Source organism: Allobosea robiniae, from assembly GCF_900102525.1.
In the GTDB taxonomy this organism is placed as follows: Bacteria; Pseudomonadota; Alphaproteobacteria; order Rhizobiales; family Beijerinckiaceae; genus Allobosea; species Allobosea robiniae.
Genome location: NZ_FNBZ01000008.1, coordinates 216,337 through 242,335 on the forward strand (window position 1 = coordinate 216,337; position 25,999 = coordinate 242,335).

Annotated in this window: 21 protein-coding genes and 1 tRNA gene; all 22 read right to left on the reverse strand. The window is 65.1% G+C overall.

Annotated elements, in window-relative coordinates:
- Positions 1-9 precede the first annotated feature (9 nt).
- Positions 10-321 (reverse strand): 50S ribosomal protein L23, encoded by a 312-nt coding sequence (locus tag BLQ70_RS21835; RefSeq protein ID WP_047582026.1) that lies wholly within the window; start codon positions 319-321, stop codon positions 10-12.
- Positions 318-938 carry a 50S ribosomal protein L4 gene (gene rplD / locus BLQ70_RS21840; RefSeq protein ID WP_061967347.1) on the reverse strand — a complete coding sequence of 207 codons (621 nt, stop codon included), beginning with the start codon at positions 936-938 and terminating at the stop codon, positions 318-320. Before rplD ends, BLQ70_RS21835 begins: the two co-directional genes overlap by 4 nt.
- Complete coding sequence (rplC, locus tag BLQ70_RS21845; protein WP_061967345.1) at positions 938-1,666, reverse strand: 50S ribosomal protein L3; 729 nt, start codon at positions 1,664-1,666, stop codon at positions 938-940. The genes rplD and rplC overlap by 1 nt, the downstream gene beginning before the upstream one ends.
- Before the next feature lie 69 nt (positions 1,667-1,735).
- Positions 1,736-2,044: a 30S ribosomal protein S10 gene (rpsJ, locus tag BLQ70_RS21850; RefSeq protein ID WP_043237115.1), complete on the reverse strand. Its 309-nt coding sequence runs from the start codon at positions 2,042-2,044 to the stop codon at positions 1,736-1,738.
- 69 nt (positions 2,045-2,113) lie between these two features.
- Positions 2,114-3,304 (reverse strand): elongation factor Tu, encoded by a 1,191-nt coding sequence (gene tuf, locus BLQ70_RS21855; RefSeq protein ID WP_091861302.1) that lies wholly within the window; start codon positions 3,302-3,304, stop codon positions 2,114-2,116.
- A gap of 53 nt (positions 3,305-3,357) precedes the next feature.
- A complete protein-coding gene (fusA, locus tag BLQ70_RS21860) occupies positions 3,358-5,433 on the reverse strand; it encodes an elongation factor G (protein WP_061966716.1) in 2,076 nt (691 codons plus the stop codon).
- A 33-nt stretch (positions 5,434-5,466) separates the two neighbouring features.
- Positions 5,467-5,937, reverse strand: coding sequence for a 30S ribosomal protein S7 (gene rpsG, locus BLQ70_RS21865; RefSeq protein WP_061966717.1), 471 nt, complete (start codon positions 5,935-5,937; stop codon positions 5,467-5,469).
- A 73-nt stretch (positions 5,938-6,010) separates the two neighbouring features.
- The gene (gene rpsL, locus BLQ70_RS21870) at positions 6,011-6,382 is read right to left on the reverse strand and encodes a 30S ribosomal protein S12 (protein ID WP_057189964.1); all 372 of its coding nucleotides are present in this window, start codon (positions 6,380-6,382) and stop codon (positions 6,011-6,013) included.
- Positions 6,383-6,979: 597 nt separating this feature from the next.
- Positions 6,980-11,164 carry a DNA-directed RNA polymerase subunit beta' gene (gene rpoC / locus BLQ70_RS21875; protein ID WP_091861305.1) on the reverse strand — a complete coding sequence of 1,395 codons (4,185 nt, stop codon included), beginning with the start codon at positions 11,162-11,164 and terminating at the stop codon, positions 6,980-6,982.
- A 109-nt stretch (positions 11,165-11,273) separates the two neighbouring features.
- Positions 11,274-15,425 (reverse strand): DNA-directed RNA polymerase subunit beta, encoded by a 4,152-nt coding sequence (gene rpoB, locus BLQ70_RS21880; RefSeq protein WP_061966719.1) that lies wholly within the window; start codon positions 15,423-15,425, stop codon positions 11,274-11,276.
- A 281-nt stretch (positions 15,426-15,706) separates the two neighbouring features.
- On the reverse strand, positions 15,707-16,087 hold the full coding sequence (rplL, locus tag BLQ70_RS21885; protein ID WP_061966720.1) for a 50S ribosomal protein L7/L12: 381 nt from the start codon (positions 16,085-16,087) through the stop codon (positions 15,707-15,709).
- 50 nt (positions 16,088-16,137) lie between these two features.
- Positions 16,138-16,653 (reverse strand): 50S ribosomal protein L10, encoded by a 516-nt coding sequence (gene rplJ, locus BLQ70_RS21890; RefSeq protein WP_061966721.1) that lies wholly within the window; start codon positions 16,651-16,653, stop codon positions 16,138-16,140.
- Positions 16,654-17,224: 571 nt separating this feature from the next.
- Positions 17,225-17,923: a 50S ribosomal protein L1 gene (rplA, locus tag BLQ70_RS21895; RefSeq protein ID WP_061966722.1), complete on the reverse strand. Its 699-nt coding sequence runs from the start codon at positions 17,921-17,923 to the stop codon at positions 17,225-17,227.
- Between the two features lie 11 nt (positions 17,924-17,934).
- Entirely contained in the window at positions 17,935-18,366 is a 432-nt protein-coding gene (rplK, locus tag BLQ70_RS21900) for a 50S ribosomal protein L11 (RefSeq protein ID WP_061966723.1), read from the reverse strand.
- Positions 18,367-18,576: 210 nt separating this feature from the next.
- Positions 18,577-19,110: a transcription termination/antitermination protein NusG gene (nusG, locus tag BLQ70_RS21905; protein ID WP_061966724.1), complete on the reverse strand. Its 534-nt coding sequence runs from the start codon at positions 19,108-19,110 to the stop codon at positions 18,577-18,579.
- A 14-nt stretch (positions 19,111-19,124) separates the two neighbouring features.
- Complete coding sequence (gene secE / locus BLQ70_RS21910) at positions 19,125-19,319, reverse strand: preprotein translocase subunit SecE (protein ID WP_061966725.1); 195 nt, start codon at positions 19,317-19,319, stop codon at positions 19,125-19,127.
- A gap of 161 nt (positions 19,320-19,480) precedes the next feature.
- Positions 19,481-20,212, reverse strand: coding sequence for a class I SAM-dependent methyltransferase (locus BLQ70_RS21915; RefSeq protein ID WP_091861308.1), 732 nt, complete (start codon positions 20,210-20,212; stop codon positions 19,481-19,483).
- Positions 20,213-20,267: 55 nt separating this feature from the next.
- Positions 20,268-20,343, reverse strand: a tRNA-Trp gene (locus BLQ70_RS21920).
- A gap of 61 nt (positions 20,344-20,404) precedes the next feature.
- Positions 20,405-21,304: a dihydrodipicolinate synthase family protein gene (locus BLQ70_RS21925; protein ID WP_091861311.1), complete on the reverse strand. Its 900-nt coding sequence runs from the start codon at positions 21,302-21,304 to the stop codon at positions 20,405-20,407.
- Between the two features lie 193 nt (positions 21,305-21,497).
- Positions 21,498-22,688, reverse strand: a complete 1,191-nt coding sequence (gene tuf / locus BLQ70_RS21930) for an elongation factor Tu (RefSeq protein WP_091861302.1) — start codon at positions 22,686-22,688, stop codon at positions 21,498-21,500.
- Positions 22,689-22,788: 100 nt separating this feature from the next.
- On the reverse strand, positions 22,789-24,063 hold the full coding sequence (gene pncB, locus BLQ70_RS21935; protein ID WP_091861314.1) for a nicotinate phosphoribosyltransferase: 1,275 nt from the start codon (positions 24,061-24,063) through the stop codon (positions 22,789-22,791).
- A gap of 68 nt (positions 24,064-24,131) precedes the next feature.
- On the reverse strand, positions 24,132-25,982 hold the full coding sequence (locus BLQ70_RS21940) for a TRAP transporter large permease subunit (protein WP_091861317.1): 1,851 nt from the start codon (positions 25,980-25,982) through the stop codon (positions 24,132-24,134).
- Positions 25,983-25,999 lie beyond the last annotated feature (17 nt).

A 25,999-nucleotide genomic window follows, 5' to 3' on the forward strand; every position in this document is an offset into this window, starting at 1 on the left:
ATGATTCCCTCACAGGCCCGTGGTCACGTCGATGGAGTGGCCCTCTTCGAGGGTCACGACCGCCTTCTTGACGTCCGAACGCTGGCCGGGACGGCCACGGAACATCTTGACCTTGCCCTCGGTGACGATCGTGTTGACGCTCTTGACCTTGACGTCGAAGAGCTTCTCGATCGCCGCCTTGATCTGCGGCTTCGTTGCGGTCTTGGCAACCTTGAAGACGACCTTGTTATGCTCCGAGAGCATCGTCGCCTTCTCGGTGATGACCGGCGCCACGATCACATCGTAGTGGCGCGGGTCGAGGTTCTTGGCGGACTGGCTCATTTGAAGCGCGCCTCCAGCGCATCGACGGCCGCGCGCGTCAGGACAAGCTTGTCGCGACGCAGGATGTCGTAAACGTTGATGCCCTGGACCGGCAGCACGTCGACGTTCGGGATCGAGCGAGCGGCCAGGCCGAAATTGGTGTCGATCTCGGCGCCGCCGATGATCAGCGCGCTCGACAGGTCGAGCTTGCCGAAATGGCCGAGCAGCACCTTGGTCTTCGGCTCGGAAAGCGTGGCATCGTCGATCACGATGATGCCGGCATCCTTGGCCTTGGCCGAGAGAGCGTGACGCAGGGCCAGCGCACGGACCTTCTTGGGAAGATCATGACCGTGGTCGCGCAGGACCGGGCCGAAGGCCTTGCCGCCGCCGCGGAACTGCGGAGCCGAAGCCGCGCCGTGGCGAGCGCCGCCGGTGCCCTTCTGCTTGTAGATCTTCTTGCGGGTGCGATCGACTTCCGAGCGGCCCTTGGACTTGTGAGTCCCGGCGCGGCGCTTGGCGAGCTGATAGCGGACCATGCGGGCGAGCAGATCGGCGCGCGGCTCTAGGCCGAACACCTCATCCGACAGCTCGACCGAACCGGCCGACTTGCCCTCAAGAGTGGTGATATCGAACTTCATCACGCGTTCTCCTCAGCCTGGGCCGCAGGAGCCTCATCCGCCTTGGCCTCGCCGGAAACCTTGAACTTGCCCGGCAGCGGCGCATCCTTCGGCAGGGCGCGCTTGACGGCGTCACGGACATGGATCCAGCCGCCGGCGACGCCAGGAACGGCGCCCTCGACGAGGATCAGGCCGCGCTCGACGTCCGTCTGGACGACGCGCAGGTTCTGCGTGGTCACGCGCTCGGCACCGAGATGGCCCGGCATCTTCTTGTTCTTGAAGGTCTTGCCCGGGTCCTGACGGCCACCGGTCGAACCGATCGAACGATGCGAGACCGACACGCCGTGCGTGGCGCGCAGGCCGCCGAAGTTCCAGCGCTTCATACCGCCGGCGAAGCCCTTGCCGGTGGTGGTGCCGGAGACGTCGACGAACTGGCCGACGACGAAGTGGTCCGCGGTCAGCTCGGCGCCGACGGGGATCAGCGCGTCGTTGCTGACGCGGAACTCGACCACCTTGCGCTTCGGCTCGACCTTGGCGACCGCGAAATGACCGCGCTCGGCCTTCGAGACATTCTTCACCTTCGCCGTGCCGGAGCCCAGCTGCACGGCCGCATAGCCGTTCTTCTCGATCGTGCGATGCGCGACGACCTGGCAGTTGTCGAGCTTCAGCACGGTGACCGGGATGTGCTCGCCGGCATCCGTGAAGATGCGGGTCATCCCGACTTTCTGTGCAATCACACCGGAACGCATCGGTGCATACCTTCCTTTGGGGTCATGTCCATCCGGGGGAACCGGAAACAGAGGACCCGTTTAATCGGATCAGAGCTTGATTTCGACGTCGACGCCGGCGGCGAGATCGAGCTTCATGAGGGCGTCGACCGTCTGAGGGGTCGGGTCGACGATGTCGAGAACCCGCTTGTGGGTCCGCATCTCGAACTGCTCGCGCGACTTCTTGTCGATGTGGGGCGAGCGGTTGACGGTGAACTTCTCGATGAGCGTGGGCAGCGGAATCGGTCCGCGGACCTGGGCGCCCGTCCGCTTCGCGGTCGACACGATCTCGCGCGTCGAAGCGTCGAGGATACGGTGGTCGAACGCCTTGAGGCGGATCCGAATGTTCTGACCGTTCATGGTCTTAGTTCTCCGTGACGTGAGAAAAGGCAAAGGCCCCGAAGGGCCCCTGCCCCTCACGCAAACGCGTTACGCGATGATCGATGCGACGACGCCGGCGCCGACGGTGCGGCCGCCTTCGCGGATGGCGAAGCGCAGCTTCTCTTCCATCGCGATCGGGGCGATCAGCGTCACCTCCATCGAGATGTTGTCGCCCGGCATCACCATCTCCGTGCCTTCCGGCAGCGAGACCACGCCGGTCACGTCCGTCGTGCGGAAGTAGAACTGCGGGCGGTAGTTGGTGAAGAACGGCGTGTGACGGCCACCCTCTTCCTTCGTCAGGATGTAGGCCTCGGCCTTGAACTTCGTGTGCGGCTTGACAGAGCCCGGCTTGCACAGGATCTGCCCGCGCTCGACGTCCTCACGCTTCGTGCCGCGCAGCAGCGCGCCGATGTTGTCGCCGGCCTGGCCCTGGTCGAGCAGCTTGCGGAACATCTCGACGCCCGTCACCGTCGTCTTCACGGTGTCCTTCAGGCCGACGATCTCGATTTCCTCGCCGACCTTGACGATGCCGCGCTCGACGCGGCCGGTCACCACCGTGCCACGGCCCGAGATCGAGAACACGTCCTCGACCGGCATCAGGAACGGCTGGTCGATCGGGCGCTCCGGCTGCGGGATGTAGTCGTCCACCGTCTTCATCAGCGCGATCACCGCGTCATGACCGATCTCCGGCGTGACGTTGTCCAGCGCAGCCTTCGCCGAGCCCTTGGTGATCGGGATGTCGTCGCCCGGGAAGTCGTACTTCGACAGAAGCTCGCGGATCTCCATCTCGACCAGCTCGAGCAGCTCGGCGTCGTCGACGAGATCGACCTTGTTCATGAACACCACCAGCGCGGGAACGCCGACCTGGCGCGCCAGCAGGATGTGCTCGCGGGTCTGCGGCATCGGGCCGTCGGCGGCCGAAACCACCAGGATCGCGCCGTCCATCTGCGCCGCACCCGTGATCATGTTCTTCACGTAGTCGGCGTGGCCGGGGCAGTCGACGTGGGCGTAGTGACGCGCCGGGGTCTCGTACTCGACGTGAGCGGTCGAGATCGTGATGCCGCGGGCCTTCTCTTCCGGAGCCTTGTCGATCTGGTCATACGCCGTGAACGACGCGCCGCCCGACTCCGCAAGCACCTTCGTGATCGCAGCCGTCAAAGACGTCTTGCCATGGTCAACGTGACCAATCGTTCCAATGTTGCAGTGCGGCTTGTTGCGCGCAAATTTCTCTTTGGCCATCGTAGCCTCCGTCAGTCAAATCGTTGTTGCGTTAAAGCAGGTCGGGCTGGTGATCAGGCGTATTTGGCCTGGACCTCGGCGGCCACCGCCGACGGAACCTGCTCATAGTGGTCGAACTGCATCGTGTAGTTGGCGCGGCCCTGCGAGAACGAGCGCAGCTGGTTCACATAGCCGAACATGTTGGCCAGCGGAACCATGGCGTTGATCACGACGGCGTTGCCGCGCATGTCCTGGCCCTGGATCTGGCCACGACGCGAGTTCAGGTCGCCGATGACCGAACCGGTATAGTCTTCCGGGGTCACGACCTCGACCTTCATGATCGGCTCGAGCAGCACGGAGCCACCCTTCTGCAGACCTTCGCGCAGCGCTGCACGGGAGGCGATTTCGAAGGCCAGGGCCGACGAGTCGACTTCGTGGAAGGCACCGTCGATCAGCGTGACCTTGACGTCCACGACCGGGAAGCCGGCGAGCACGCCCGAGCCGATGACCGAGTTCAGGCCCTTCTCGACGCCGGGGATATACTCCTTCGGCACCGAGCCGCCGACGACCTTCGACTCGAACTCGAAGCCCTTGCCGGTCTCGTTCGGCTCGATCACCAGCTTGACGCGGGCGAACTGGCCGGTACCGCCGGTCTGCTTCTTGTGGGTGTAGTCGATCTCGGCCTTCTTGGTCAGCGTCTCGCGATACGCAACCTGCGGCGCGCCGATATTGGCATCGACCTTGTAGGTGCGCTTCAGGATGTCGACCTTGATGTCGAGATGGAGCTCGCCCATGCCCTTCAGGATGGTCTGGCCGCTCTCCTGGTCGGTCGACACGCGGAAGGACGGATCCTCGTTCGCGAGCTTCGACAGGGCGAGGCCCAGCTTCTCCTGGTCGGCCTTGGACTTCGGCTCGATCGCGATCGTGATGACCGGCTCGGGGAACTCCATGCGCTCCAGGATGACCGCGTTGACGGGATCGCAGAGCGTGTCGCCGGTGCGGACGTCCTTGAGACCGGCCAGGGCGACGATGTCGCCGGCATAAGCCTCCTTGATGTCCTCGCGGTTGTTCGCATGCATCAGCAGCATGCGACCGACGCGCTCCTTCTTGTCGCGGGTCGAGTTGATGACGCCCTGGCCGGCGTCGACCTTGCCCGAATAGATGCGGCAGAAGGTGATCGTGCCGACGAAGGGGTCGTCCATGATCTTGAAGGCGAGCATCGCGAAGGGATCCTCGTCCGTCGGATTGCGGACGACGGGCTCTTCGGTCTTGAAGTCGATGCCTTCGACCGCGCCGCGATCGACGGGCGACGGCAGGAAGTCGACGACGGCGTCGAGCAGGGGCTGCACGCCCTTGTTCTTGAAGGACGAACCGCAGAGCACGGGGTGGAAGGCGCGGCGCTGCACGGCGGTGCGCACGAGGCGGCGCAGCGTCTCGGCGTCCGGCTCGGTGCCGTCGAGATAGGCTTCCATCGCGGCGTCGTCCATGTCGACGGCGGCCTCGACGAGCTTGCCACGATATTCAGTGGCCTTGTCGAGCAGATCGGCGGGGATCTCCTTCTCTTCGAAGGAAGCGCCCAGCGCTTCGCCGTTCCAGACGATCGCCTTCATCTTGATCAGGTCGACGACGCCGGCAAAGTTGGCCTCGGAACCGATCGGGATCTGCAGGCAGACGGGCTTGCCGGCGACGCGGTCGATGATGTCCTGGACGCAGCGATAGAAATCAGCGCCGATCTTGTCCATCTTGTTGACGAACACGACGCGCGGCACGTCGTACTTGTCGGCCTGGCGCCAGACGGTCTCGGTCTGGGGCTCGACGCCCTGGTTACCGTCGAGAACGCAGACGGCGCCGTCGAGCACGCGCAGCGAACGCTCGACTTCGATGGTGAAGTCGACGTGGCCGGGGGTGTCGATGATGTTCAGGCGATGGTCGCGCCACAGGCAGGTCGTCGCGGCGGAGGTGATCGTGATGCCACGCTCCTGCTCCTGCGTCATCCAGTCCATGGTCGCGGCGCCGTCATGGACTTCGCCGATCTTATGCGACTTGCCGGTGTAGAAAAGGATGCGCTCGGTCGTCGTCGTCTTGCCGGCATCAATGTGGGCCATGATGCCGAAGTTGCGATAACGGTCGATGGGATGGGAACGGGCCATGATCGTGCTCTATGTCTCGGGGCAGCGCGCCGCTTACCAGCGGTAGTGCGAGAAGGCGCGGTTGGCTTCCGCCATCCGGTGCGTGTCTTCACGCTTCTTGACGGCGTTGCCGCGGTTGTTGGCGGCGTCCATCAGCTCGGCCGACAGGCGCTCCACCATGGTCTTGTCGTTGCGGCCGCGGGCAGCCGTGATCAGCCAGCGGATAGCGAGCGCCTGGCGGCGCTCGGTGCGGACTTCGACCGGAACCTGATAGGTCGCGCCACCGACGCGGCGGGAGCGGACCTCGATCGCCGGAGCGACGTTCTCGAGCGCCGACTTGAAGACGCCGAGCGGCTCGCTCTTGGTCTTCGCCTCGATGATGTCGAAGGCACCGTAGACGATCCGCTCAGCGGTCGACTTCTTACCTTCGTACATGACCGAGTTCATGAACTTGGTCACGACGATATCGCCGAACTTCGGGTCCGGGATAACTTCGCGCTTTTCGGCACTGTGGCGGCGGGACATCGTCTAGTCTCCGGTCAATCTGGAACGCTGCGGACCGGCTCGGATCGAACGACCCCGCCGGCCTGGCAGAAAATTACTTGGGACGCTTGGCGCCGTACTTCGAACGGCGCTGCTTGCGGTTCTTGACGCCCTGCGTGTCGAGCACACCGCGCAGGATGTGATAGCGCACGCCGGGAAGATCCTTGACGCGGCCGCCACGGATCATGACGACCGAGTGCTCCTGGAGGTTGTGACCCTCGCCGGGGATGTAGCCGATCACCTCGAAGCCATTGGTCAGACGAACCTTGGCAACCTTGCGGAGCGCCGAGTTCGGCTTCTTCGGGGTCGTCGTATAGACGCGCGTGCAAACGCCGCGCTTCTGCGGGCAATTCTCAAGCGCCGGGGCGGTGTTACGCGCCTTCACGGGCGACCGCGGCTTGCGAATGAGCTGGCTGATTGTCGGCATTCTGGCCTCTCGCCCCACTGAGCGTTTGGAAATTCCTGGTCAATCTCCCAGGTCGAGCAAAGCCATGGCATAAACGAAGCCGCGCCATCGGCGCCCATACAGGGGCCTCAGGCGCGTTCGCCAGCAGAGGAACACGGAACAAGTCCCGCGTTCATGCATCCTGCCATGTCGTCAATCGACGCTGGAATTCCGACGGAGTTTCGGTCGCGAAACTCGCTCGCGAACCATGCGCGAGCGACAAACGTGTCCGACAACCGTCGACAGTGGCGCGCTTATGACTCGAACGGAGATTCGCGTCAACCCCGGATTGCGGCTCCAGGCGCGTTCACGCCTGCATTTCCGCCATCCATTAAGCGAATGACGGCTGCAAGCCGCATGCGGCCGCGCTGCCCAGCGCCGATCGACAGCATAGCCGCCCGAAACAGGGCGTAAAGTTCCTTCGATCTCGCCGACCGCACGATCCCCGGAAAAGAATCATCAGCCGGAGAGGACGCGCCCGGCTTGAACAGCGCCGCCGCTGACTGGCGTTGGCCCGACCAAAAAGAAACGGCCGCCCGAGGGCGGCCGTTCGATGACGTGAGGCTTTCGCCGGACCGGTTATTCAGCGGCCGGGAGAACCGCCGCGGCTGCCTTGGCGGCCTTCGCCGCCGCATCCGCCTTCTGGCCGACGATGAGATCGTCGCGACGCGTGGCCACCTGCTTGATGCGGGCGACCTGGGCGCCGGTGCCGGCCGGGATGAGCGAGCCGACGATGACGTTCTCCTTGAGGCCCTCGAGCATGTCCGACTTGCCGTTGACCGCCGCCTCGGTGAGGACGCGGGTGGTCTCCTGGAAGGACGCCGCCGAGATGAAGGAGCGGGTCTGCAGCGAGGCCTTGGTGATGCCGAGCAGGACCGGAACGCCGGAAGCCGGCTTCTTGCCCTCTTCGCGCAGCTTCGCGTTGACCTCTTCCAGCTCGATCCTGTCGATCTGGTCGCCGGTCAGGATGTCGCTGTCGCCGGACTCGGTGATCTCGACCTTCTGCAGCATCTGCCGGACGATGACCTCGATGTGCTTATCGTTGATGGTCACGCCCTGGAGGCGATAGACCTCCTGGATTTCGTTGACCAGATAAGCCGCCAGCTCCTCGACGCCCTTGATCGCAAGGATGTCGTGCGGAGCCGGGTTGCCGTCGAGGATGTAGTCGCCGACCTCCACGACGTCGCCGTCCTGGAGATGGATGTGCTTGCCCTTCGGGATCAGGTACTCGACCCCGTCGGAACCGTCATGCGGCGTCAGCGTGACGCGCCGCTTGTTCTTGTAGTCCTTGCCGAAGCCGATCACGCCCGACTTCTCGGCGATGATCGCCGCATCCTTCGGACGACGCGCCTCGAACAGCTCCGCGACGCGCGGCAGACCGCCGGTGATGTCGCGGGTCTTGGCCGAGTCGGTCGAGACACGCGCCAGCACGTCGCCGGCCTTGATCGAATGGCCCGGCTCCACCGAGATGATGCCGTCGACCGGCAGGATGTAGCGGGCTTCGCCACCACGGGCGAGCTTCGCAACCTTGCCGTCCGCGCCAAAGATCACCATCGCCGGCTTGAGATCGGCCGTACGGGCCGAGCCGCGCCAGTCGATGACGACGCGCTTGGAGATGCCGGTCGCTTCGTCGGTCGTCTCGGTGATCGACATGCCGTCCACGAGGTCCTCGTAGCCGACCTTGCCGTCCAGCTCCGCCAGGATCGGGCGGGAATAGGGGTCCCACTCGATCAGGCGCTGGCCGCGCTTGACCTTGTCGCCCTCGTCGACCCGCAGCTTCGAGCCGAACTGGACGCGATGGACCGCGCGCTCGGCGCCGTCCGGGCCGACGATCACGATGGCGATGTTGCGCGCCATGGCGATGAGGTCACCGTCCGAGTTCCGCGCGACGTTGCGGTTGCGCATCTTGACCGTGCCTTCGAAGTTCGACTCGACGAAGGACTGGTCGGCGATGGTGGCCGCGCCGCCGATATGGAAGGTACGCATGGTGAGCTGCGTGCCCGGCTCGCCGATCGACTGCGCCGCGATGACGCCGACGGCCTCACCCATGTTGACGGGCGTGCCGCGGGCCAGATCGCGCCCGTAGCAGGTGGCGCAGACGCCGTTCTTGGTCTCGCAGGTGAGAACCGAACGGATCTTCACCTCCTGGACGCCGGCGGCGTTGATCTTGGCGATATCGCTCTCTTCGATGACGATGCCCTTGGCGACAATGACCTTGCCCTCGACGTCGACGATGTCCTCGGCCGTGGCGCGACCCAGGATACGCATGCCGAGCGAGGCCACGATCTGGCCGGCATCGACGATGGCGCGCATCTTGATGCCGTTATCCGAACCGCAATCCACCTCGGAGATGATCGCATCCTGCGCCACGTCGACGAGACGACGAGTGAGATAGCCCGAGTTGGCCGTCTTGAGCGCCGTGTCGGCGAGACCCTTGCGGGCGCCGTGGGTCGAGTTGAAGTACTCGAGAACGTCGAGGCCTTCCTTGAAGTTCGAGATGATCGGCGACTCGATGATCTCGCCCGACGGCTTGGCCATCAGGCCGCGCATGGCGGCGAGCTGGCGCATCTGCGCCGGCGAACCACGGGCGCCCGAGTGCGACATCATGTAGATCGAGTTGATCTGCTTGTCGCGGCCGGTCTCGTCCTTCTGGACGGTCGAGATGCGGGCCATCATCTCCTGGGCGAGCTTGTCGGAGCACTTCGCCCAGGCGTCGACGACCTTGTTGTACTTCTCGCCCTGGGTGATCAGGCCGTCCTGGTACTGCTGCTCGTAATCCTTGGCGAGCGCGCGGGTCGTGTCGACGATCTCCCACTTGTTCTCCGGCACGACCATGTCGTCCTTGCCGAAGGAGATGCCGGCCTTGAACGCGTGGCGGAAGCCCAGCGCCATGACGCGGTCGCAGAAGATCACCGATTCCTTCTGACCGCAGCCGCGATACACGGCGTCGATCATTCCGGAGATTTCCTTCTTGGTCATCAGGCGATTGCTGACGTCGAAGGACACGGCCGGATGGTCCGGCAGCGCGGTCGAGAGGATCACGCGGCCCGGCGTGGTGTCGTAGATCTTCGTGTACGGCTTGCCGTCCTTGCCGGTGCCGGTCCAGCGATATTTGATCTTCGAATGCAGCGTCACGACCTTCTCGTGCAGCGCGTGCTCGAGTTCGCCGAAATCGCCGAAGATCTTGCCCTGGCCCGGCTCGCCGTCCGAGACGATCGAGAGATAGTACAGGCCGAGCACGATGTCCTGCGAGGGCACGATGATCGGCATGCCGTTCGCCGGGTGCAGGATGTTGTTGGTCGACATCATCAGCACGCGCGCTTCCAGCTGCGCTTCGAGCGACAGCGGGACGTGCACGGCCATCTGGTCGCCGTCGAAGTCCGCGTTGAAGGCGGCGCAGACCAGCGGATGCAGCTGGATCGCCTTGCCCTCGATCAGCACGGGCTCGAACGCCTGGATGCCGAGACGGTGCAGCGTCGGCGCGCGGTTCAGCATCACCGGATGCTCGCGGATGACCTCGTCCAGGATATCCCAGACCTCAGGCTTCTCCTTCTCGACCAGCTTCTTGGCCTGCTTGACCGTGGTCGAGTAGCCCTTGGCGTCGAGGCGCGCATAGATGAACGGCTTGAACAGCTCGAGCGCCATCTTCTTCGGCAGGCCGCACTGGTGCAGCTTCATCTCCGGGCCGACGACGATGACCGAGCGGCCGGAATAGTCGACGCGCTTGCCGAGCAGGTTCTGGCGGAAGCGGCCCTGCTTGCCCTTCAGCATGTCGGCGAGCGACTTCAGCGGGCGCTTGTTGGCACCCGTGATGACGCGGCCGCGGCGGCCGTTATCGAACAGCGCGTCGACCGACTCCTGTAGCATCCGCTTCTCGTTGCGGATGATGATGTCCGGCGCACGCAGCTCGATCAGGCGCTTCAGGCGGTTGTTGCGGTTGATGACGCGGCGATAGAGGTCGTTCAGGTCGGAGGTCGCGAAGCGGCCGCCGTCGAGCGGCACGAGCGGGCGCAGATCCGGCGGGATGACCGGGATCTGGGTCATCACCATCCATTCCGGCTTGTTGCCCGACTCCTGGAAGGCCTCGATGATCTTGAGGCGCTTCATCAGCTTCTTGGGCTTCAGCTCCGACGTCGTCGTCGCGATCTCATGCTTGAGATCGGCGTTGATCTGGTCGAGGTCGAGCGCGCGCAGCATCTCGCGGATGGCTTCCGCGCCGATCATGGCGGTGAAGGTGTCCGCGCCGTACTCTTCCTGGCAGCGGACATACTCCTCCTCCGACAGAAGCTGACGGTCCTTGAGCGGGGTCAGGCCCGGCTCGATGACGACGTAGCTTTCGAAGTAGAGGATGCGCTCGAGGTCCTTGAGCGGCATATCCATCAGGAGGCCGATGCGCGAGGGCAGCGACTTCAGGAACCAGATATGCGCGACCGGAGCGGCGAGCTCGATATGGCCCATGCGCTCGCGCCGGACGCGGGCGAGCGTGACTTCGACGCCGCACTTCTCGCAGATGACGCCCTTGAACTTCATGCGCTTGTATTTGCCGCACAGGCACTCGTAGTCCTTGATCGGCCCGAAGATGCGCGCGCAGAACAGGCCGTCACGCTCCGGCTTGAATGTGCGGTAGTTGATGGTTTCCGGCTTTTTGATCTCGCCGAAGGACCAGGACAGGATCTTCTCCGGGCTCGCGATCGAGATCTTGATCGCGTCGAAGGCCTGCTGGACCGGCTGCTGGCCGAAAAGGTTCATGACCTCTTGCTTCATCGCCTGTCTCCTCTAGCCGGCGGGGACGAAGGCCACCCTGCCCGGCTTCTGAAATCCGTGGCCGGCGGCATCAGCGCCGCCGGCATGTACCCAAGGTTTGGTTAACGGCTTATTCAGCCGCTTCGGCCGGCGGCAACTCGCCAGGCTTCACCTTGTTGTTAATCAGCTCGACGTTGAGGCCGAGCGAGCGCATTTCCTTGACGAGAACGTTAAAGCTCTCGGGGATGCCCGCCTCGAAATTGTCCTCGCCGCGCACGATCGACTCGTAGACCTTGGTGCGGCCCGCGACGTCGTCCGACTTCACCGTCAGCATCTCCTGCAGGGTGTAGGCGGCGCCGTAGGCTTCGAGCGCCCAGACCTCCATTTCGCCGAAGCGCTGGCCGCCGAACTGCGCCTTGCCGCCCAGCGGCTGCTGGGTGACGAGCGAGTACGGACCGATCGAACGCGCGTGGATCTTGTCGTCGACCAAGTGGTGCAGCTTGAGCATGTAGATGTAGCCCATCGTGACCTTACGATCGAAGGGCTCGCCCGTACGCCCGTCATAGAGCGTCGACTGGCCCGACGAATGCAGGCCGGCCTGCTCCAGCAGCCGCTCGATATCGGCTTCCTTGGCGCCGTTGAAGACCGGCGTCGCCACCGGCACGCCGCGGCGCAGGTTCTGGCCCATCTCGACGAGCTCGTTCTCGTCCATCGAGGCGATGATCTCGTTATCCTCGTAGACGGCGTCGAAGGAGGCCTTCAGCGCCTTGTAGTCGCTCGACTTCTTGTAGGCATCCAGCGCCTGCCCGATCTGCTTGCCGAGGCCCGCAGCCGCCCAGCCCAGATGGGTCTCCAGGATCTGGCCGACATTCATGCGCGAAGGCACGCCCAGCGGGTTCAGCACGATGTCGGCATGGGTGCCGTCCTCGAGGAACGGCATGTCCTCCACCGGCACGATGCGCGAAACCACGCCCTTGTTGCCGTGGCGGCCGGCCATCTTGTCGCCCGGCTGGATCTTGCGCTTCACCGCGACGAAGACCTTGACCATCTTCATCACGCCCGGAGGCAATTCGTCGCCGCGCTGCAGCTTCTCGACCTTGTCGAGGAAGCGCTGCTCGAGGCGCTTCTTCGACTCGTCGTACTGCTTCCGCATCGCCTCGATCTCGGTCATCAGCGAGTCTTCGGCGGTGGCGAACAGCCACCATTGCGAACGCGGGAACTCGCTCATCACCTCACGGGTGATGACCGTGTCCTTCTTGAAGCCCTTCGGGCCGGCGAGACCGGTCTTGCCGGTCAGGATCTCGGCCAGACGCGCGAAGGTGTTGCGGTCCAGGATCGCCTGCTCGTCGTCACGGTCCTTGGCGAGACGCTCGATCTCCTCGCGCTCGATCGCCTGGGCGCGCTCGTCCTTGTCGACGCCGTGGCGATTGAACACGCGGACCTCGACGATCGTGCCCTGCACGCCGGGCGGAACCCGCAGCGAGGTGTCGCGCACGTCCGAAGCCTTCTCGCCGAAGATGGCGCGAAGCAGCTTCTCTTCCGGCGTCATCGGGCTCTCGCCCTTCGGCGTGATCTTGCCGCAGAGGATGTCGCCGGCCGCCACTTCGGCGCCGATATAGACGATGCCGGCTTCGTCGAGGTTCTTCAGCGCCTCTTCCGAAACGTTCGGAATGTCGCGCGTGATCTCCTCCGGGCCGAGCTTGGTGTCGCGCGCCATGACCTCGAACTCCTCGATATGGATCGAGGTGAAGATGTCCTGGGACACGATGTTCTCGGAGAGAAGGATCGAATCCTCGAAGTTGTAGCCGTTCCACGGCATGAACGCGACGAGCACGTTGCGGCCGAGCGCGAGCTCGCCGAACTCGGTCGACGGGCCGTCGGCGACGATGTCACCCTTCTTGATGATGTCGCCGACGCGGACCAGCGGGCGCTGCGTGATGCAGGTCGACTGGTTGGAGCGCTGGAACTTCTGCAGACGGTAGATGTCGACGCCCGGCTTGGTCGGGTCCATCTCGTCCGACGCGCGGATGACGATACGGGTCGCGTCGACCTGGTCGACGATACCGCCGCGGCGGGCCGCGATCGCAGCGCCCGAGTCACGGGCCACGACCGCTTCCATGCCGGTGCCGACGAAGGGCGCGTCGGCGCGAACCAGCGGCACCGCCTGGCGCTGCATGTTCGAGCCCATCAGCGCGCGGTTCGCGTCGTCGTTCTCGAGGAACGGGATCAGCGCCGCGGCGACCGAAACGAGCTGCTTCGGCGACACATCCTGGAAGTCGACCTTGTCGACCGGCGTGACGATGACCTCGCCGGCGCGGCGGCAGACGATCAGGTCGTCCGTCAGGCGCCCTTCGGCATCGACGGCGGCATTCGCCTGGGCGACGTTGTACTTCGCCTCTTCCATCGCCGAGAGATAGATCACCTCGTCGGTGACCTTGCCGTCGCGGATGCGGCGGTAGGGGCTCTCGATGAAGCCGTACTTGTTCACCCGAGCGAAGGTAGCGAGCGAGTTGATCAGGCCGATATTCGGGCCTTCCGGCGTTTCGATCGGGCAGATGCGGCCGTAATGGGTCGGGTGCACGTCGCGCACCTCGAAGCCGGCGCGCTCACGGGTCAGACCGCCCGGGCCAAGCGCCGAGAGGCGGCGCTTGTGGGTAACTTCCGAGAGCGGATTCGTCTGGTCCATGAACTGCGAGAGCTGCGAGGAACCGAAGAACTCGCGCACGGCGGCAGCCGCCGGCTTGGCGTTGATCAGGTCCTGCGGCATGACCGTGTCGATATCGACCGAGGACATGCGCTCCTTGATGGCGCGCTCCATGCGGAGCAGACCCAGGCGATACTGGTTCTCCATGAGCTCGCCGACCGAGCGCACGCGGCGGTTGCCGAGATGGTCGATGTCGTCGATCTCGCCCTTGCCGTCGCGCAGGTCGACCAGCGCCTTGACGACCGCGAAGATGTCCTCCTTGCGCAGGATGCGCACGGTGTCCTCGGCGTCGAGGTCGAGGCGCATGTTCATCTTGACGCGGCCGACGGCCGACAAGTCGTAGCGCTCCGAGTCGAAGAACAGCGACTGGAACATGTTCTCGGCGGTCTCGAGGGTCGGCGGCTCGCCCGGACGCATCACGCGGTAGATGTCGAACAGGGCTTCCTCGCGGCGCGAGTTCTTGTCGACGTTCAGCGTGTTGCGGATATAGGGGCCGACCGTGATGTGGTCGATGTCGAGCACCGGAATCTCGGTATAGCCCTTGGCGATCAGGTCGACGAGGTTGCCCTTCATCTCGCCGGTCTTGGCCTCGGCCGCCATAGCCAGTTCTTCGCCGGCCTCGGCGTGGACCTCACCCGTTTCCGGATCGACGATGTCCTCGGCGACATACTGGCCGACGAGATCCTCGTCCGAGGCGCGCAGGAACTTCAGACCCTTCTCGGCGAGCTGGCGGGCGGTGCGGGCGACGAGCTTCTTGCCGGCCTCGACCACGACCTCGCCGGTGTCGGCGTCGATCAGGTCCTCGGTCGCCTTGAAGCCCTTCATGCGCTCCGCATCGTAGGGAACGCGCCAGCCCTTGGCATCCTTGGTGTAGGTGATGGTGTTGTAGAAGCGGCTGAGGATCTCCTCGCCGTCCATGCCGAGCGCGAACAGCAGCGACGTGACCGGAATCTTACGCTTCCGGTCGATACGGGCATAGACGATGTCCTTGGCGTCGAACTCGATGTCGAGCCAGGAACCGCGATAGGGGATGATGCGCGCGGCGAAGAGCAGCTTGCCCGAGGAATGGGTCTTGCCCTTGTCGTGGTCGAAGAACACGCCCGGCGAACGGTGCATCTGCGAGACGATGACGCGCTCGGTGCCGTTGACGATGAAGGTGCCGTTGTCGGTCATGAGCGGCATGTCGCCCATGTAGACATCCTGCTCCTTGATGTCCTTGACCGACTTGGCCTGGGTGTCGGGATCGATATCGAACACGATCAGGCGCAGCGTCACCTTGAGCGGCGCCGAGAAGGTCATGCCGCGCTGACGGCACTCGTCGACATCGTATTTCGGCGGCTCGAAGGTGTACTTCACGAATTCCAGCAGCGAGGCGCCGGAGAAATCGCCGATCGGGAAGACGGACTTGAAGACGGACTGCAGGCCCTCGTCGCCGCGACCGCCCTTGGGCTCGTCGACCATCAGGAACTGATCGTAGGACGCCTTCTGAACCTCGATGAGGTTCGGCATCTCCGCCACTTCCTTGAGCTTGCCGAAGAACTTGCGGACGCGCCTGCGGCCCTGGAGCGAATTGACCATGTTGTTCCTCGCGTTCTTCGGGCCCGGCGGAGAACGCCATGCCCAACCTTGACACATCCGCGCGCGTTCATCCGACGATGAACCGCTGTTGCAGACGGCTGACCCGGAGGTCCCACCGAGCCGACGGCAAGGCCGCCGGGTCAGCCGTTCGAGACAAATCGCACCGATCTGCCTCATCGATTCGCCGCCCCTTGCGGAAACGACGCGACAGCCCCGGAGGCGTGGAGCGCCCCGGGACTGCCTGTAGTATTAGAGATGGACCGGCGTCAGCCGGCCCAAGCTCACTTGAGCTCGACCTTGGCGCCGACGGCCTCGAGCTGCTTCTTGAGCTTCTCGGCCTCGTCCTTGGCAACCGACTCCTTGACCGGCTTCGGAGCACCTTCGACCAGGTCCTTGGCTTCCTTGAGGCCCAGGCCGGTGATGGCGCGGACTTCCTTGATCACCTCGATCTTCTTGTCGCCGGCGGCGGCAAGAACGACGGTGAACTCGGTCTGCTCTTCAGCAGCGGCGGCAGCGCCACCGCCGGCAGCCGGGCCAGCCGCAACGGCGACGGCGGCGGCAGCGGAAACGCCCCACTTCTCTTCGAGCATCTTGGCGAGGTCAGCAGCCTCGAGAACGGTGAGCGACGAGAGATCGTCGACGAGCTTGGCGAGATCGGCCATGGTTTAACTTCCTGTCTTAAGAGGTTCGAACGATAAGGGTTTGCTGGCTATCAAGCCGCATTCTTGTCGGCATAAGCCTGAACCACGCGAGCCAGCTTGCCGGCGGGCGCGTTCGTGAGCTGCGCGAGCTTCGTAGCCGGGGCCTGGATAAGGCCGATGAGCTTGGCGCGCATATCGTCGAGCGAGGGCATCGTGGCCAGGGCCTTGACACCATCGGGGTTCAGGGCGGTCGTGCCCATCGCGCCGCCCAGGATGACGAGCTTGTCGTTCTCCTTGGCGAAAGCGGTGGCGACCTTCGGCGCCGCGACCGGATCGTTTGAATAAGCGATCAGGGTGGGACCCGTCAGCAGGTTGCTGATGGACGCGACGTCGGTGCCTTCAAGAGCGATCTTGGCCAAGCGGTTCTTTGCGACCTTAACAGTGGCGCCATTCGCCTTCATCTCGCGACGAAGCTTCTGGAACTGGGCCACGGTCAAACCCGCATAGTGGGCCACGACGACGACCGACGTGTTCGCAAACACATCGTTCAGCGACGCGACGGCATCTTTCTTTGCCGCTTTATCCACTGGGCTCTCTCCGGTAGGCGACAAGCTTTCGAAGGCTCGCCGCCGGTTGCAAATGCCGCTCTTCAGAACCCCGGTTGACACCGGCGCCCCGCAAAGCGACGCTTGGTGCCCTGTCCCCGCTCCCGACCCCTGAGGGTCACGATCGGGCGAGATGGTTCGAACCGTCTTGTCCGGATCTCGCGATCCGGGACTAAGCTCTTGCACCGTCTATGCAGGCCTCTTGGCGAAATTATGCCCCCGGACGAATCCGGAGCGCACCTGCAGTCTCAGACAGGACTGGATGATTCCAAGCCTTGGAAATCGCTTTCCGCCGCTCAAATCACCCATTCTTCGGCGAAAACCGCCGAAAAACGCGAAACAGACCCCTTCGTGCCAGGCACGCCGGAGCCCCTTCACTCATGGAAACAGGCCTGCGTCATAGCGCCTTCGCCTGCTTCTGCCAAGTAGGCTCTTGACATCACGAAATCAAGAGCAGGCGAGCGGCCGGCAATCCGGCCGCCCTCCCCTGGCATCGGACCGAAAAGTGGATTCCACTTTTCGGATAAATCCGATGGCCTGATCGATCAGCCGATCAGGCGCCGGTGACGGTGTTCGGCTCGATCTTGACGCCGGGACCCATGGTCGACGACAGAGCGACGCGCTGGATATAGGTGCCCTTGGCGCCGGCGGGCTTCGCCTTGGCGACGGAGTCGACGAACGCCTTGATGTTCTCCGAGAGCTTCTCGGCCGAGAACGAGGCCTTGCCGACAGCCGCGTGGACGATACCGGCCTTCTCGACGCGGAACTCGACCGAACCGCCCTTCGAGGCGGCGACGGCGGAGGTCACGTCCATGGTGACGGTGCCGACGCGCGGGTTCGGCATCAGGCCGCGCGGGCCGAGCACCTTGCCGAGACGGCCGACCAGACCCATCATGTCCGGGGTCGCGATGCAGCGATCGAAGTTGATCTCGCCCTTCTGGACGCTCTCGACCAGCTCCTCGGCGCCGACGATGTCGGCACCGGCAGCCTTGGCCTCGTCGGCCTTGGCGCCGCGGGCGAAGACGGCGACGCGCAGCGTGCGGCCCGAGCCGTTCGGCAGGTTGCAGACGCCGCGGACCATCTGGTCGGCGTGGCGCGGATCGACGCCGAGATTCATCGCGATCTCGACAGTCTCGTCGAACTTGGCGTTGGCGCGTTCCTTGATGAACGTGACAGCCTGGTCGAGCGAGTACAGCTTGGTGCGGTCAATGCCTTCACGGCCCTTGACGACGCGCTTTCCGGTATGTGCCATGATCGCCCCCCTCAGCCCACGACTTCCAGGCCCATCGAGCGGGCCGAGCCACGGATCATGGCCGAAGCCGATTCGACGGTGTCGCAGTTGAGATCGGCCATCTTCTTCTCGGCGATCTCGTTGATCTGCGCAGCGCTGACCTTGCCGACGTTGCCGCCGCGGCCCGGCGTCTTCGAGCCGGAGGTCAGGCCAGCGGCCTTCTTCAGCCAGTACGAGACCGGCGGCTGCTTCATCTCGAAGGTGAAGGAACGATCCGCATACGCGGTGATGATCACCGGGATGGGCATGCCCTTTTCCATCTGCTGGGTCTTCGCGTTGAAGGCCTTGCAGAATTCCATGATGTTGAGGCCGCGCTGACCCAGCGCCGGACCGATCGGCGGCGACGGATTGGCCGCGCCCGCCGGAACCTGAAGCTTCACGTAACCCGTGATCTTCTTCGCCATGATGGCTGCTCCTGCCGTCCGCCCCGATGCCTATCCGGAACGACGACGACCCCGCCTGCCGATGCTCTTCATCGGGGCCGGGGTGGTTGCAGTGCGTGGTGCGGCGCCTGTGATCCGGCTGGCGACCGGCACGCCTCCCACGCGGTTGAGGCGCGCCCTATGACACAGGGCGGCGCCGAAGGGAAGCCCCGAAAGGCTTCCCGATCAGGATCAGAGCTTCTCGACCTGACCGTATTCGAGTTCCACGGGGGTCGCACGACCGAAGATCGAGACCGCGACCTTGAGGCGGGCACGGGCGTGATCGACATCCTCGACGACGCCGTTGAACGAAGCGAACGGCCCGTCCGCGACCTTGACCTGCTCGCCGACCTCGAAAACGATCGTCGGCTTCGGCCGCTCGACGCCCTCGGCCACCTGGCCCTTGATCCGCATCGCCTCGCTCTCGGGGATCGGCATGGGCTTGGCCTTGTCGGCGCCCAGGAAGCCGGTGACCTTCGGCGTGTTCTTGATGAGGTGGTAGACCTCGTCGGTCATCTCGCACTTCACCAGCACATAGCCGGGGAAGAACTTGCGCTCGGCCTCGACCTTGCGGCCGCGGCGAACCTCGACGACCTTCTCGGTCGGAACCAGAACCTCTTCGAACTTGTCGGCAAGGTTGCGCTGCGCGGCCTGGTCGCGGATCGACTGGGCGACCTTGTTCTCGAAGTTCGAATAGGCGTGGACGATATACCAGCGGGTGCTCACGTTCGTAATTCCGTTCAACGGGCGCCGAGGACGAGGCCGAGCACCCAGCGGATGACGGTGTCGGTGAAGAGGAAGAACAGGCTGGACAGGACCACCATGGCGAGCACGAGGCCCGTGGTGATCAGCGTCTCGCGGCGCGACGGCCAGGTGACCTTGGTCGCCTCCGAGCGCACGTCCTGCAGGAACTGGAAGGGATTGGATTTCGCCATGAACCACCTCGGGTTCCGAGCCGGCCCGCGATCCCGCGCGACGCCGATTCGGCCGTCCTGAAACATTCGCGGCGCGGAACCCGGGGAGGGTCGCGCGCCGTCGTTGCAAGCCTCTTACATCGCTTGAGGCCTTTAGCCAAGACCCTTTCGGCTAGCCCCGCTCAGGCCCGGCTCGCAGCGATGAGGAGGAAGAAGGGCCGTTCACGCTCCTTCACCCAGCCCGGCTCGTTCGCGACCTGCTCCGGGCTCGGCGCCCATTCGACCAGCTTGTCCAGCCGAAAGCCGGCCCCCAGCAGCAGGTCGAGATAGGTCGCGATGGTGCGATGGCGCTTGACCACGCCTTCCGCCAGCCAGTTGCTGACCCGCCTGCCCTCGTCATGGTAGCCGTTGACCGGCCAGGCCGCGCGGCCATCGGCATCGACCAGCCATTCCTGCCGCACGGGCGCCGTCATGATCGGATGCTCGACCGAGCAGACCAACGCGCCGCCCGGCTTCAGTGCCGCATGCACGCGCCCGTACAGCCCGGCGAGATCGTCGATATAGTGGTAGGCGAGCGAGCTATAGGCGAGGTCGAAGGCATCGACCGGCGGCGCGTAATCTTCGAGGTCGGCGCGCTCGTAGGCGACGCGGGAATCATCCGTCTCGCGGCGCGCCCGCTCCAGCATCTTCGCGGAGACGTCGACGCCGAGCACGCTCGCAGCGCCCTCGCCCGCCGCGAAGCGGCTGAACCAGCCGAAGCCGCAGCCGAGATCGAGCACGCTCCTGCCGACCAACTCCGGCAGCATCGCGCAGAGCACCGGCCATTCCGGCGCGCCGTCCAATCCATGGACGGAACGCGCTAGCTGGCTGTAGCCCGCGAAGAAGGTCTCGTCGTCGTAGATGTTCTGGGTCATGGATGCCTCGCCAACCTGCTTGGGCATCCGGGCTAGACGTCGCCAGCGGGACGACTGGCAGGGGCAGCAGGGCTCGAACCCGCGACCTGCGGTTTTGGAGACCGCCGCTCTACCAACTGAGCTATACCCCTGCAGGTGGGCGTCATGTGCCCCAAGGCGCGGTGCATTTCAAGTCGAAATCGTTGATCATCCTCATTTGCTGTAGGGGCCGAGCTCGCGCGCGTAGCGCTCGACCAGCTTCAGGCCGAATTCGGTCGGCCGCAGCGCCGGGCCGCGATCATGGATCTGGATGTCGGCGCGTGCGCCGAAGATGCGCTTGCCATAGCAGAGCAGCGTCTCGATCGACTGCATGATGAAGGTGATCGCCGGCAAAACCTCGCGATAGGCGGCATCCGCCCCCGCCTCGTCGCCGGCCTTGTAGCGGTTATAGGCGCGCAGTGCGTAGTCGATCGTGTCCGGCGCCAGGATCATCCCGGCGCAGCCCGCGCGGAAATTGTCGATGAGCTCCAGCCCGCCCCGCCCGTTGAGAATCGGCAGGTGGCCTTCGGTCACCGCGATCAGCCGCTCGATCTCCACGACCGAGCCCTCGCCCTTGATCAGGCTGATATTCGGATAGCGCCGCGTCAGCTCGCGGATATCCTCGGCCGACAGGCCGCGGCCCATATAGGCCGGAGCATTCTGGATCGCGACAGGGAGCGTCGTCGTCTCGGCGATGCGTCCGAAGAAACTGATATATTCGGCGGCGCCGAAGCTGCCGACCATCGGCGGCTGGAGAATCACCCAGTCGGCGCCGTTCTGCTCCGCGACCTTCACCAGCGCGACCTGCTCGGCCACCGAGGAGCCGAAGATCGTGAAGGCGAGCGGCTTCCTGCCCGCCACATCCTCCGCCATCCACTCCATCACGGTGCAGCGCTCGGTGAAGCTGAGCTTGGAGACTTCGGTCGCGAGCCCGAGCGCCGCCATGCCCTGCACGTCGAGATCGAGGCTGATCTGCGCCTGCTTGCGCATCGCCGCCCGGTCGAGCCGCTCGTGCTCGTCGAACAGAGCGAAGACGATCGAATGGATACCCGGAAACGGCGGCTTGAATGACATGGGCTGGCTCCTCCGCGACGGGAGCGGCTGGCCCGCTCTCTCCCAGCCATTGAGAGCACGGAACGGCAAGCCCGCGCAGCCCAAGCGGCTGGAGCCGCCCTTGCGTGCAAGGCATGGGCGCGACCAGACAGAAGCAAAAGAAAAAGGGCGGTGTCGCCACCGCCCTTTCCCAAATCACTTTGCGTGCAATCGATCAGGCGATGATCGATGCGACGACGCCGGCGCCGACGGTGCGGCCGCCTTCGCGGATGGCGAAGCGCAGCTTCTCTTCCATCGCGATCGGGGCGATCAGCGTCACCTCCATCGAGATGTTGTCGCCCGGCATCACCATCTCCGTGCCTTCCGGCAGCGAGACCACGCCGGTCACGTCCGTCGTGCGGAAGTAGAACTGCGGGCGGTAGTTGGTGAAGAACGGCGTGTGACGGCCACCCTCTTCCTTCGTCAGGATGTAGGCCTCGGCCTTGAACTTCGTGTGCGGCTTGACAGAGCCCGGCTTGCACAGGATCTGCCCGCGCTCGACGTCCTCACGCTTCGTGCCGCGCAGCAGCGCGCCGATGTTGTCGCCGGCCTGGCCCTGGTCGAGCAGCTTGCGGAACATCTCGACGCCCGTCACCGTCGTCTTCACGGTGTCCTTCAGGCCGACGATCTCGATTTCCTCGCCGACCTTGACGATGCCGCGCTCGACGCGGCCGGTCACCACCGTGCCACGGCCCGAGATCGAGAACACGTCCTCGACCGGCATCAGGAACGGCTGGTCGATCGGGCGCTCCGGCTGCGGGATGTAGTCGTCCACCGTCTTCATCAGCGCGATCACCGCGTCATGACCGATCTCCGGCGTGACGTTGTCCAGCGCAGCCTTCGCCGAGCCCTTGGTGATCGGGATGTCGTCGCCCGGGAAGTCGTACTTCGACAGAAGCTCGCGGATCTCCATCTCGACCAGCTCGAGCAGCTCGGCGTCGTCGACGAGATCGACCTTGTTCATGAACACCACCAGCGCGGGAACGCCGACCTGGCGCGCCAGCAGGATGTGCTCGCGGGTCTGCGGCATCGGGCCGTCGGCGGCCGAAACCACCAGGATCGCGCCGTCCATCTGCGCCGCACCCGTGATCATGTTCTTCACGTAGTCGGCGTGGCCGGGGCAGTCGACGTGGGCGTAGTGACGCGCCGGGGTCTCGTACTCGACGTGAGCGGTCGAGATCGTGATGCCGCGGGCCTTCTCTTCCGGAGCCTTGTCGATCTGGTCATACGCCGTGAACGACGCGCCGCCCGACTCCGCAAGCACCTTCGTGATCGCAGCCGTCAAAGACGTCTTGCCATGGTCAACGTGACCAATCGTTCCAATGTTGCAGTGCGGCTTGTTGCGCGCAAATTTCTCTTTGGCCATGACACCCTTGTCCTCGAAGGCGGCCCTTCGGGCCCAGAAACGGGGGTCGCATTAGGGGTTTTTGAGCGGGGATGCAAGGCGGTAGCGTCAGAGCCCGATATCAGCTCCCAAACACCCGCCGGTAGCGCTTCACGGCTTGCGGATCGCCGGAGACCTTCTCGGGATTGTCAGAGAGCTTCACCGCGGGCCTGCCGTTCGCCCTGGTGACCTTGCAGACCAGCGAGATCGGATCGAGCGCGCGCGAGCCATCCGGCGAGCAGCCGACGAGATCGTTGGTGAGGTCGGTACCCCAGCCGAAGGCCATGCGGACCTTGCCGTCGAAATGATGGTAGACGCGCTCGATCGCCTCGACATCGAGCCCGTCGGAGAAGACCAGCATCTTGTCGCGCGGGTCGCGCCCGCGCTCGCGCCACCAGGCCATGATGGTCTCGCCGGCCGGGATCGGCGGTGCGCTGTCGGGGCGGAAGCCGGTCCATTCGGCGACCCAGTCCGGCGCATGCCGCAGGAAGCTCTGCGAGCCGAAGGCGTCCGGCAGCGCGATCAAGAGGTTGCCGCCATAGACCTGGCGCCACTCGTCGAGCACGCGATAGGGCGCGCCCAGCAATTCCTCATCCGTTTCGGCCAGCGCTGCCAGCACCATCGGCAATTCATGGGCGTTGGTCCCGATCGCCTCGAGATCGGCATCCATCGCCAGCAGCACGTTCGAGGTGCCGGTGAAGGCCGAGCCCAAGCCTTCCTTCAAGGCCTCGACGCACCAGCGCTGCCAGAGATGGCCATGGCGGCGGCGCGTGCCGAAATCGGAGAGCTTGAGATTCGGCAGCTTCTGCAGCCGCTCGACCTTGTCCCACATCTTGGCCTTGGCGCGGGCATAGAGCACGTCCAGCGAGAAACGCTTCTGGCCGACCATCACGCGCCGCGCCCTGAGCTCGTTGATGATCGCCAGCGCCGGCACCTCCCACATCGTCGTGTGGGTCCAGGGCCCCTCGAAATGCAGTTCGTACTGACCGTCGACCTTGCGCAGATCGTATTCAGGCAACTGGAACTCGGCGAGCCAGCCCATGAACTCCGGCGAGAACATCTGGGTCTTGCCGTAGAAGCTGTTGCCGGACAGCCAGATCAGCTCGTTCTTGGTGAAGCGCAGCGAGCGGGCATGGTCGAGCTGCGCCCTGAGCTCGCCCTCGTCGACGATGTCGCCGAGGCGGATATGCTTGGAGCGGTTGATCAGGGAGAAGGTGACCTGCACCTCCGGGTGGAAAGCCCGGATCATCTGCAGCATCAGCAGCTTGTAGAAATCGGTGTCGAGCAGGCTGCGGATGATCGGGTCGAGCCGCCAGCCGTGGTTATAGGTCCGCGTCGCGATGTCGGTGAAGATCATATCGAAATCCGGGCCGGCTCACGGCGTAGGCGGTGGAACGGCGCGGGCGCCGGGCGAAGGAAGGCGCATCAGAACAGCGCCTTGAGCCCCGGCGCAAGCGCGGGCCACGCAGCCATGCCCAGCGACAGCACCATGAGGGCGGCCAGCAGCACACCAAGCAGCGGCAGCACCGCCCGGAAAACCGCTCCCGCCGGTACCCTCATGATGCCACTGACGACATAGACGAGAATGCCCAGCGGCGGCGTCAACCCATGGATCATCAGGTTGACGACCAGCACCACGCCGAACTGGATCGGATCGAGCCCCGCTGCCACCGCGACCGGCAGGAGCAGCGGCGCCAGCAGCAGGATCGCCGCGCCGATATCGAGGAAGAGCCCGGCGACCAGCAGCACGAGATTGGCGAGCAGCATCACCGCATAGGGACCGGCACCGAACGCGGTGACGAGCCCGGCCATCTGCTCGGAGACCCGGTCGACCGCGAGCAGGAAGGCGAAAGGCGCGGAAGCGCCGATCAGCAAGCCGATCGCCGCAGCCTCGGTCGCCGATTTCCGTAGGGCCGCCAGCACGCCATGCGCGTTCAGGCTGCGCAGCGCGAGGCAGGCGATCACGGCATAGGCGACAGCGAGCGCCGAGGCCTCCGTCACCGTCACCACGCCAAAGCGGATGCCGACGACCACGACGATGCCGAGCCCGATGGCGGGAATGGCGCCGATCAGCGCCCTGCCCCGCTCGGCCGCGCTGGCCTTCGGCGCGGCATCGACGACGCCACGAACGCTGAGATGGATGCCGATCGCGAGCGCCAGCGCCAAGACACCGCCGGCGACGAAACCGCCGACCAATAGCGAGCCGACCGAGAGATTGGTCGCGCTCGCCAGGATCAGGAAGGCGATCGAGGGCGGGATGATGTTGTCGAGCATCGAGACGCCCGCGACGATCGCCGCCGCATTGGCCGGCGGATAACCCCGCGCCACCAGTGTCGGCGCCATCACCTTGGCCCCGAAGGCGGCATTGGCTACCGAAGAGCCGGAGGCGCCGGAGAACAGCACGCTCGCGACCAGAGCGGTCTGCGCCAGCCCCGCCCGCCAATGTCCGACCAGCGTCGCGGAGAAGCGGATCAGCCGCTCGGCCAGCCCGCCCGCGGTCAGGAGTTCGCCGGCCAGCAGGAAGAAGGGAATCGCCAGCAGCAGGAACTTGCCGACGCCGCCGACCATCGTCTGCACGATCGCCGGCTCCGGCATCAGCCCGCCGAACGGCCCCGTCAGCGAGACGCCGGCCAGCAGCGCAAAGGGCAATGGCGCACCGAGCAGGAGCCCCGCCCCCGCGACCAGCGCAGCGACGAGGCTCGGCGTCGGAAAGAGATCGAAGGAGAGCTGCGCCAGCCCGTAGAAGCTGCCGCCGAGCGCGAGCGCCGCGAGCGCGCCGGCCCAGCCTCTCTCGATCCCGGCACGCAGGAACAACGCCAGCATCGTCAGCCCGCCGCCGCAGGCGAAGACGGCGAAGCGCAAGGATTCCGGCAGATCGAGCACGGTGGAATGCCCGCCGACGAGCGCGGCGACATTCGCCCCGCCGGCCGCCAGCACCAACGCGCCATGAAAGGCGATCGCATCGGCGAGCACGGCGGCGAGCCTGCGCAGCAGCGCCGGCAACAGTCGCACCAGCACATCGAGCCGCATCGCCAGCGTTCCAGTGACCGCAAGCGGCGCGCCGACCGCGATCAGCGCCAGATGCAGCCAGATCGCGAGCTCGTCCGACCAGACGAAGCCACCACCGAAGAGATAACGCTGCAGGACGGCCGCCATGACCACGAGGAACAGCGCCGCCAGGATCGCGGCGCCGGCGAGTTCCAGTGCCGTGCGGAAGGTCGCCTCGACCCGTTCCGGGAACGGCTTCCCGCGCGCTTGATCGTCCGACTGGCTCATCCTGCCGCTATGCCCTG

Bases quoted from the DNA above. Each gene is read 5' to 3' on its own strand.
- BLQ70_RS21835 (WP_047582026.1), bottom strand. From the start codon at position 321: ATGAGCCAGTCCGCCAAGAACCTCGACCCGCGCCACTACGATGTGATC.
- rplD (WP_061967347.1), bottom strand. From the start codon at position 938: ATGAAGTTCGATATCACCACTCTTGAGGGCAAGTCGGCCGGTTCGGTC.
- rplC (WP_061967345.1), bottom strand. From the start codon at position 1,666: ATGCGTTCCGGTGTGATTGCACAGAAAGTCGGGATGACCCGCATCTTC.
- rpsJ (WP_043237115.1), bottom strand. From the start codon at position 2,044: ATGAACGGTCAGAACATTCGGATCCGCCTCAAGGCGTTCGACCACCGT.
- tuf (WP_091861302.1), bottom strand. From the start codon at position 3,304: ATGGCCAAAGAGAAATTTGCGCGCAACAAGCCGCACTGCAACATTGGA.
- fusA (WP_061966716.1), bottom strand. From the start codon at position 5,433: ATGGCCCGTTCCCATCCCATCGACCGTTATCGCAACTTCGGCATCATG.
- rpsG (WP_061966717.1), bottom strand. From the start codon at position 5,937: ATGTCCCGCCGCCACAGTGCCGAAAAGCGCGAAGTTATCCCGGACCCG.
- rpsL (WP_057189964.1), bottom strand. From the start codon at position 6,382: ATGCCGACAATCAGCCAGCTCATTCGCAAGCCGCGGTCGCCCGTGAAG.
- rpoC (WP_091861305.1), bottom strand. From the start codon at position 11,164: ATGAAGCAAGAGGTCATGAACCTTTTCGGCCAGCAGCCGGTCCAGCAG.
- rpoB (WP_061966719.1), bottom strand. From the start codon at position 15,425: ATGGTCAATTCGCTCCAGGGCCGCAGGCGCGTCCGCAAGTTCTTCGGC.
- rplL (WP_061966720.1), bottom strand. From the start codon at position 16,087: ATGGCCGATCTCGCCAAGCTCGTCGACGATCTCTCGTCGCTCACCGTT.
- rplA (WP_061966722.1), bottom strand. From the start codon at position 17,923: ATGGCACATACCGGAAAGCGCGTCGTCAAGGGCCGTGAAGGCATTGAC.
- rplK (WP_061966723.1), bottom strand. From the start codon at position 18,366: ATGGCGAAGAAGATCACGGGTTACGTGAAGCTTCAGGTTCCGGCGGGC.
- secE (WP_061966725.1), bottom strand. From the start codon at position 19,319: ATGGCGAAATCCAATCCCTTCCAGTTCCTGCAGGACGTGCGCTCGGAG.
- BLQ70_RS21915 (WP_091861308.1), bottom strand. From the start codon at position 20,212: ATGACCCAGAACATCTACGACGACGAGACCTTCTTCGCGGGCTACAGC.
- BLQ70_RS21925 (WP_091861311.1), bottom strand. From the start codon at position 21,304: ATGTCATTCAAGCCGCCGTTTCCGGGTATCCATTCGATCGTCTTCGCT.
- tuf (WP_091861302.1), bottom strand. From the start codon at position 22,688: ATGGCCAAAGAGAAATTTGCGCGCAACAAGCCGCACTGCAACATTGGA.
- pncB (WP_091861314.1), bottom strand. From the start codon at position 24,063: ATGATCTTCACCGACATCGCGACGCGGACCTATAACCACGGCTGGCGG.
- BLQ70_RS21940 (WP_091861317.1), bottom strand. From the start codon at position 25,982: ATGAGCCAGTCGGACGATCAAGCGCGCGGGAAGCCGTTCCCGGAACGG.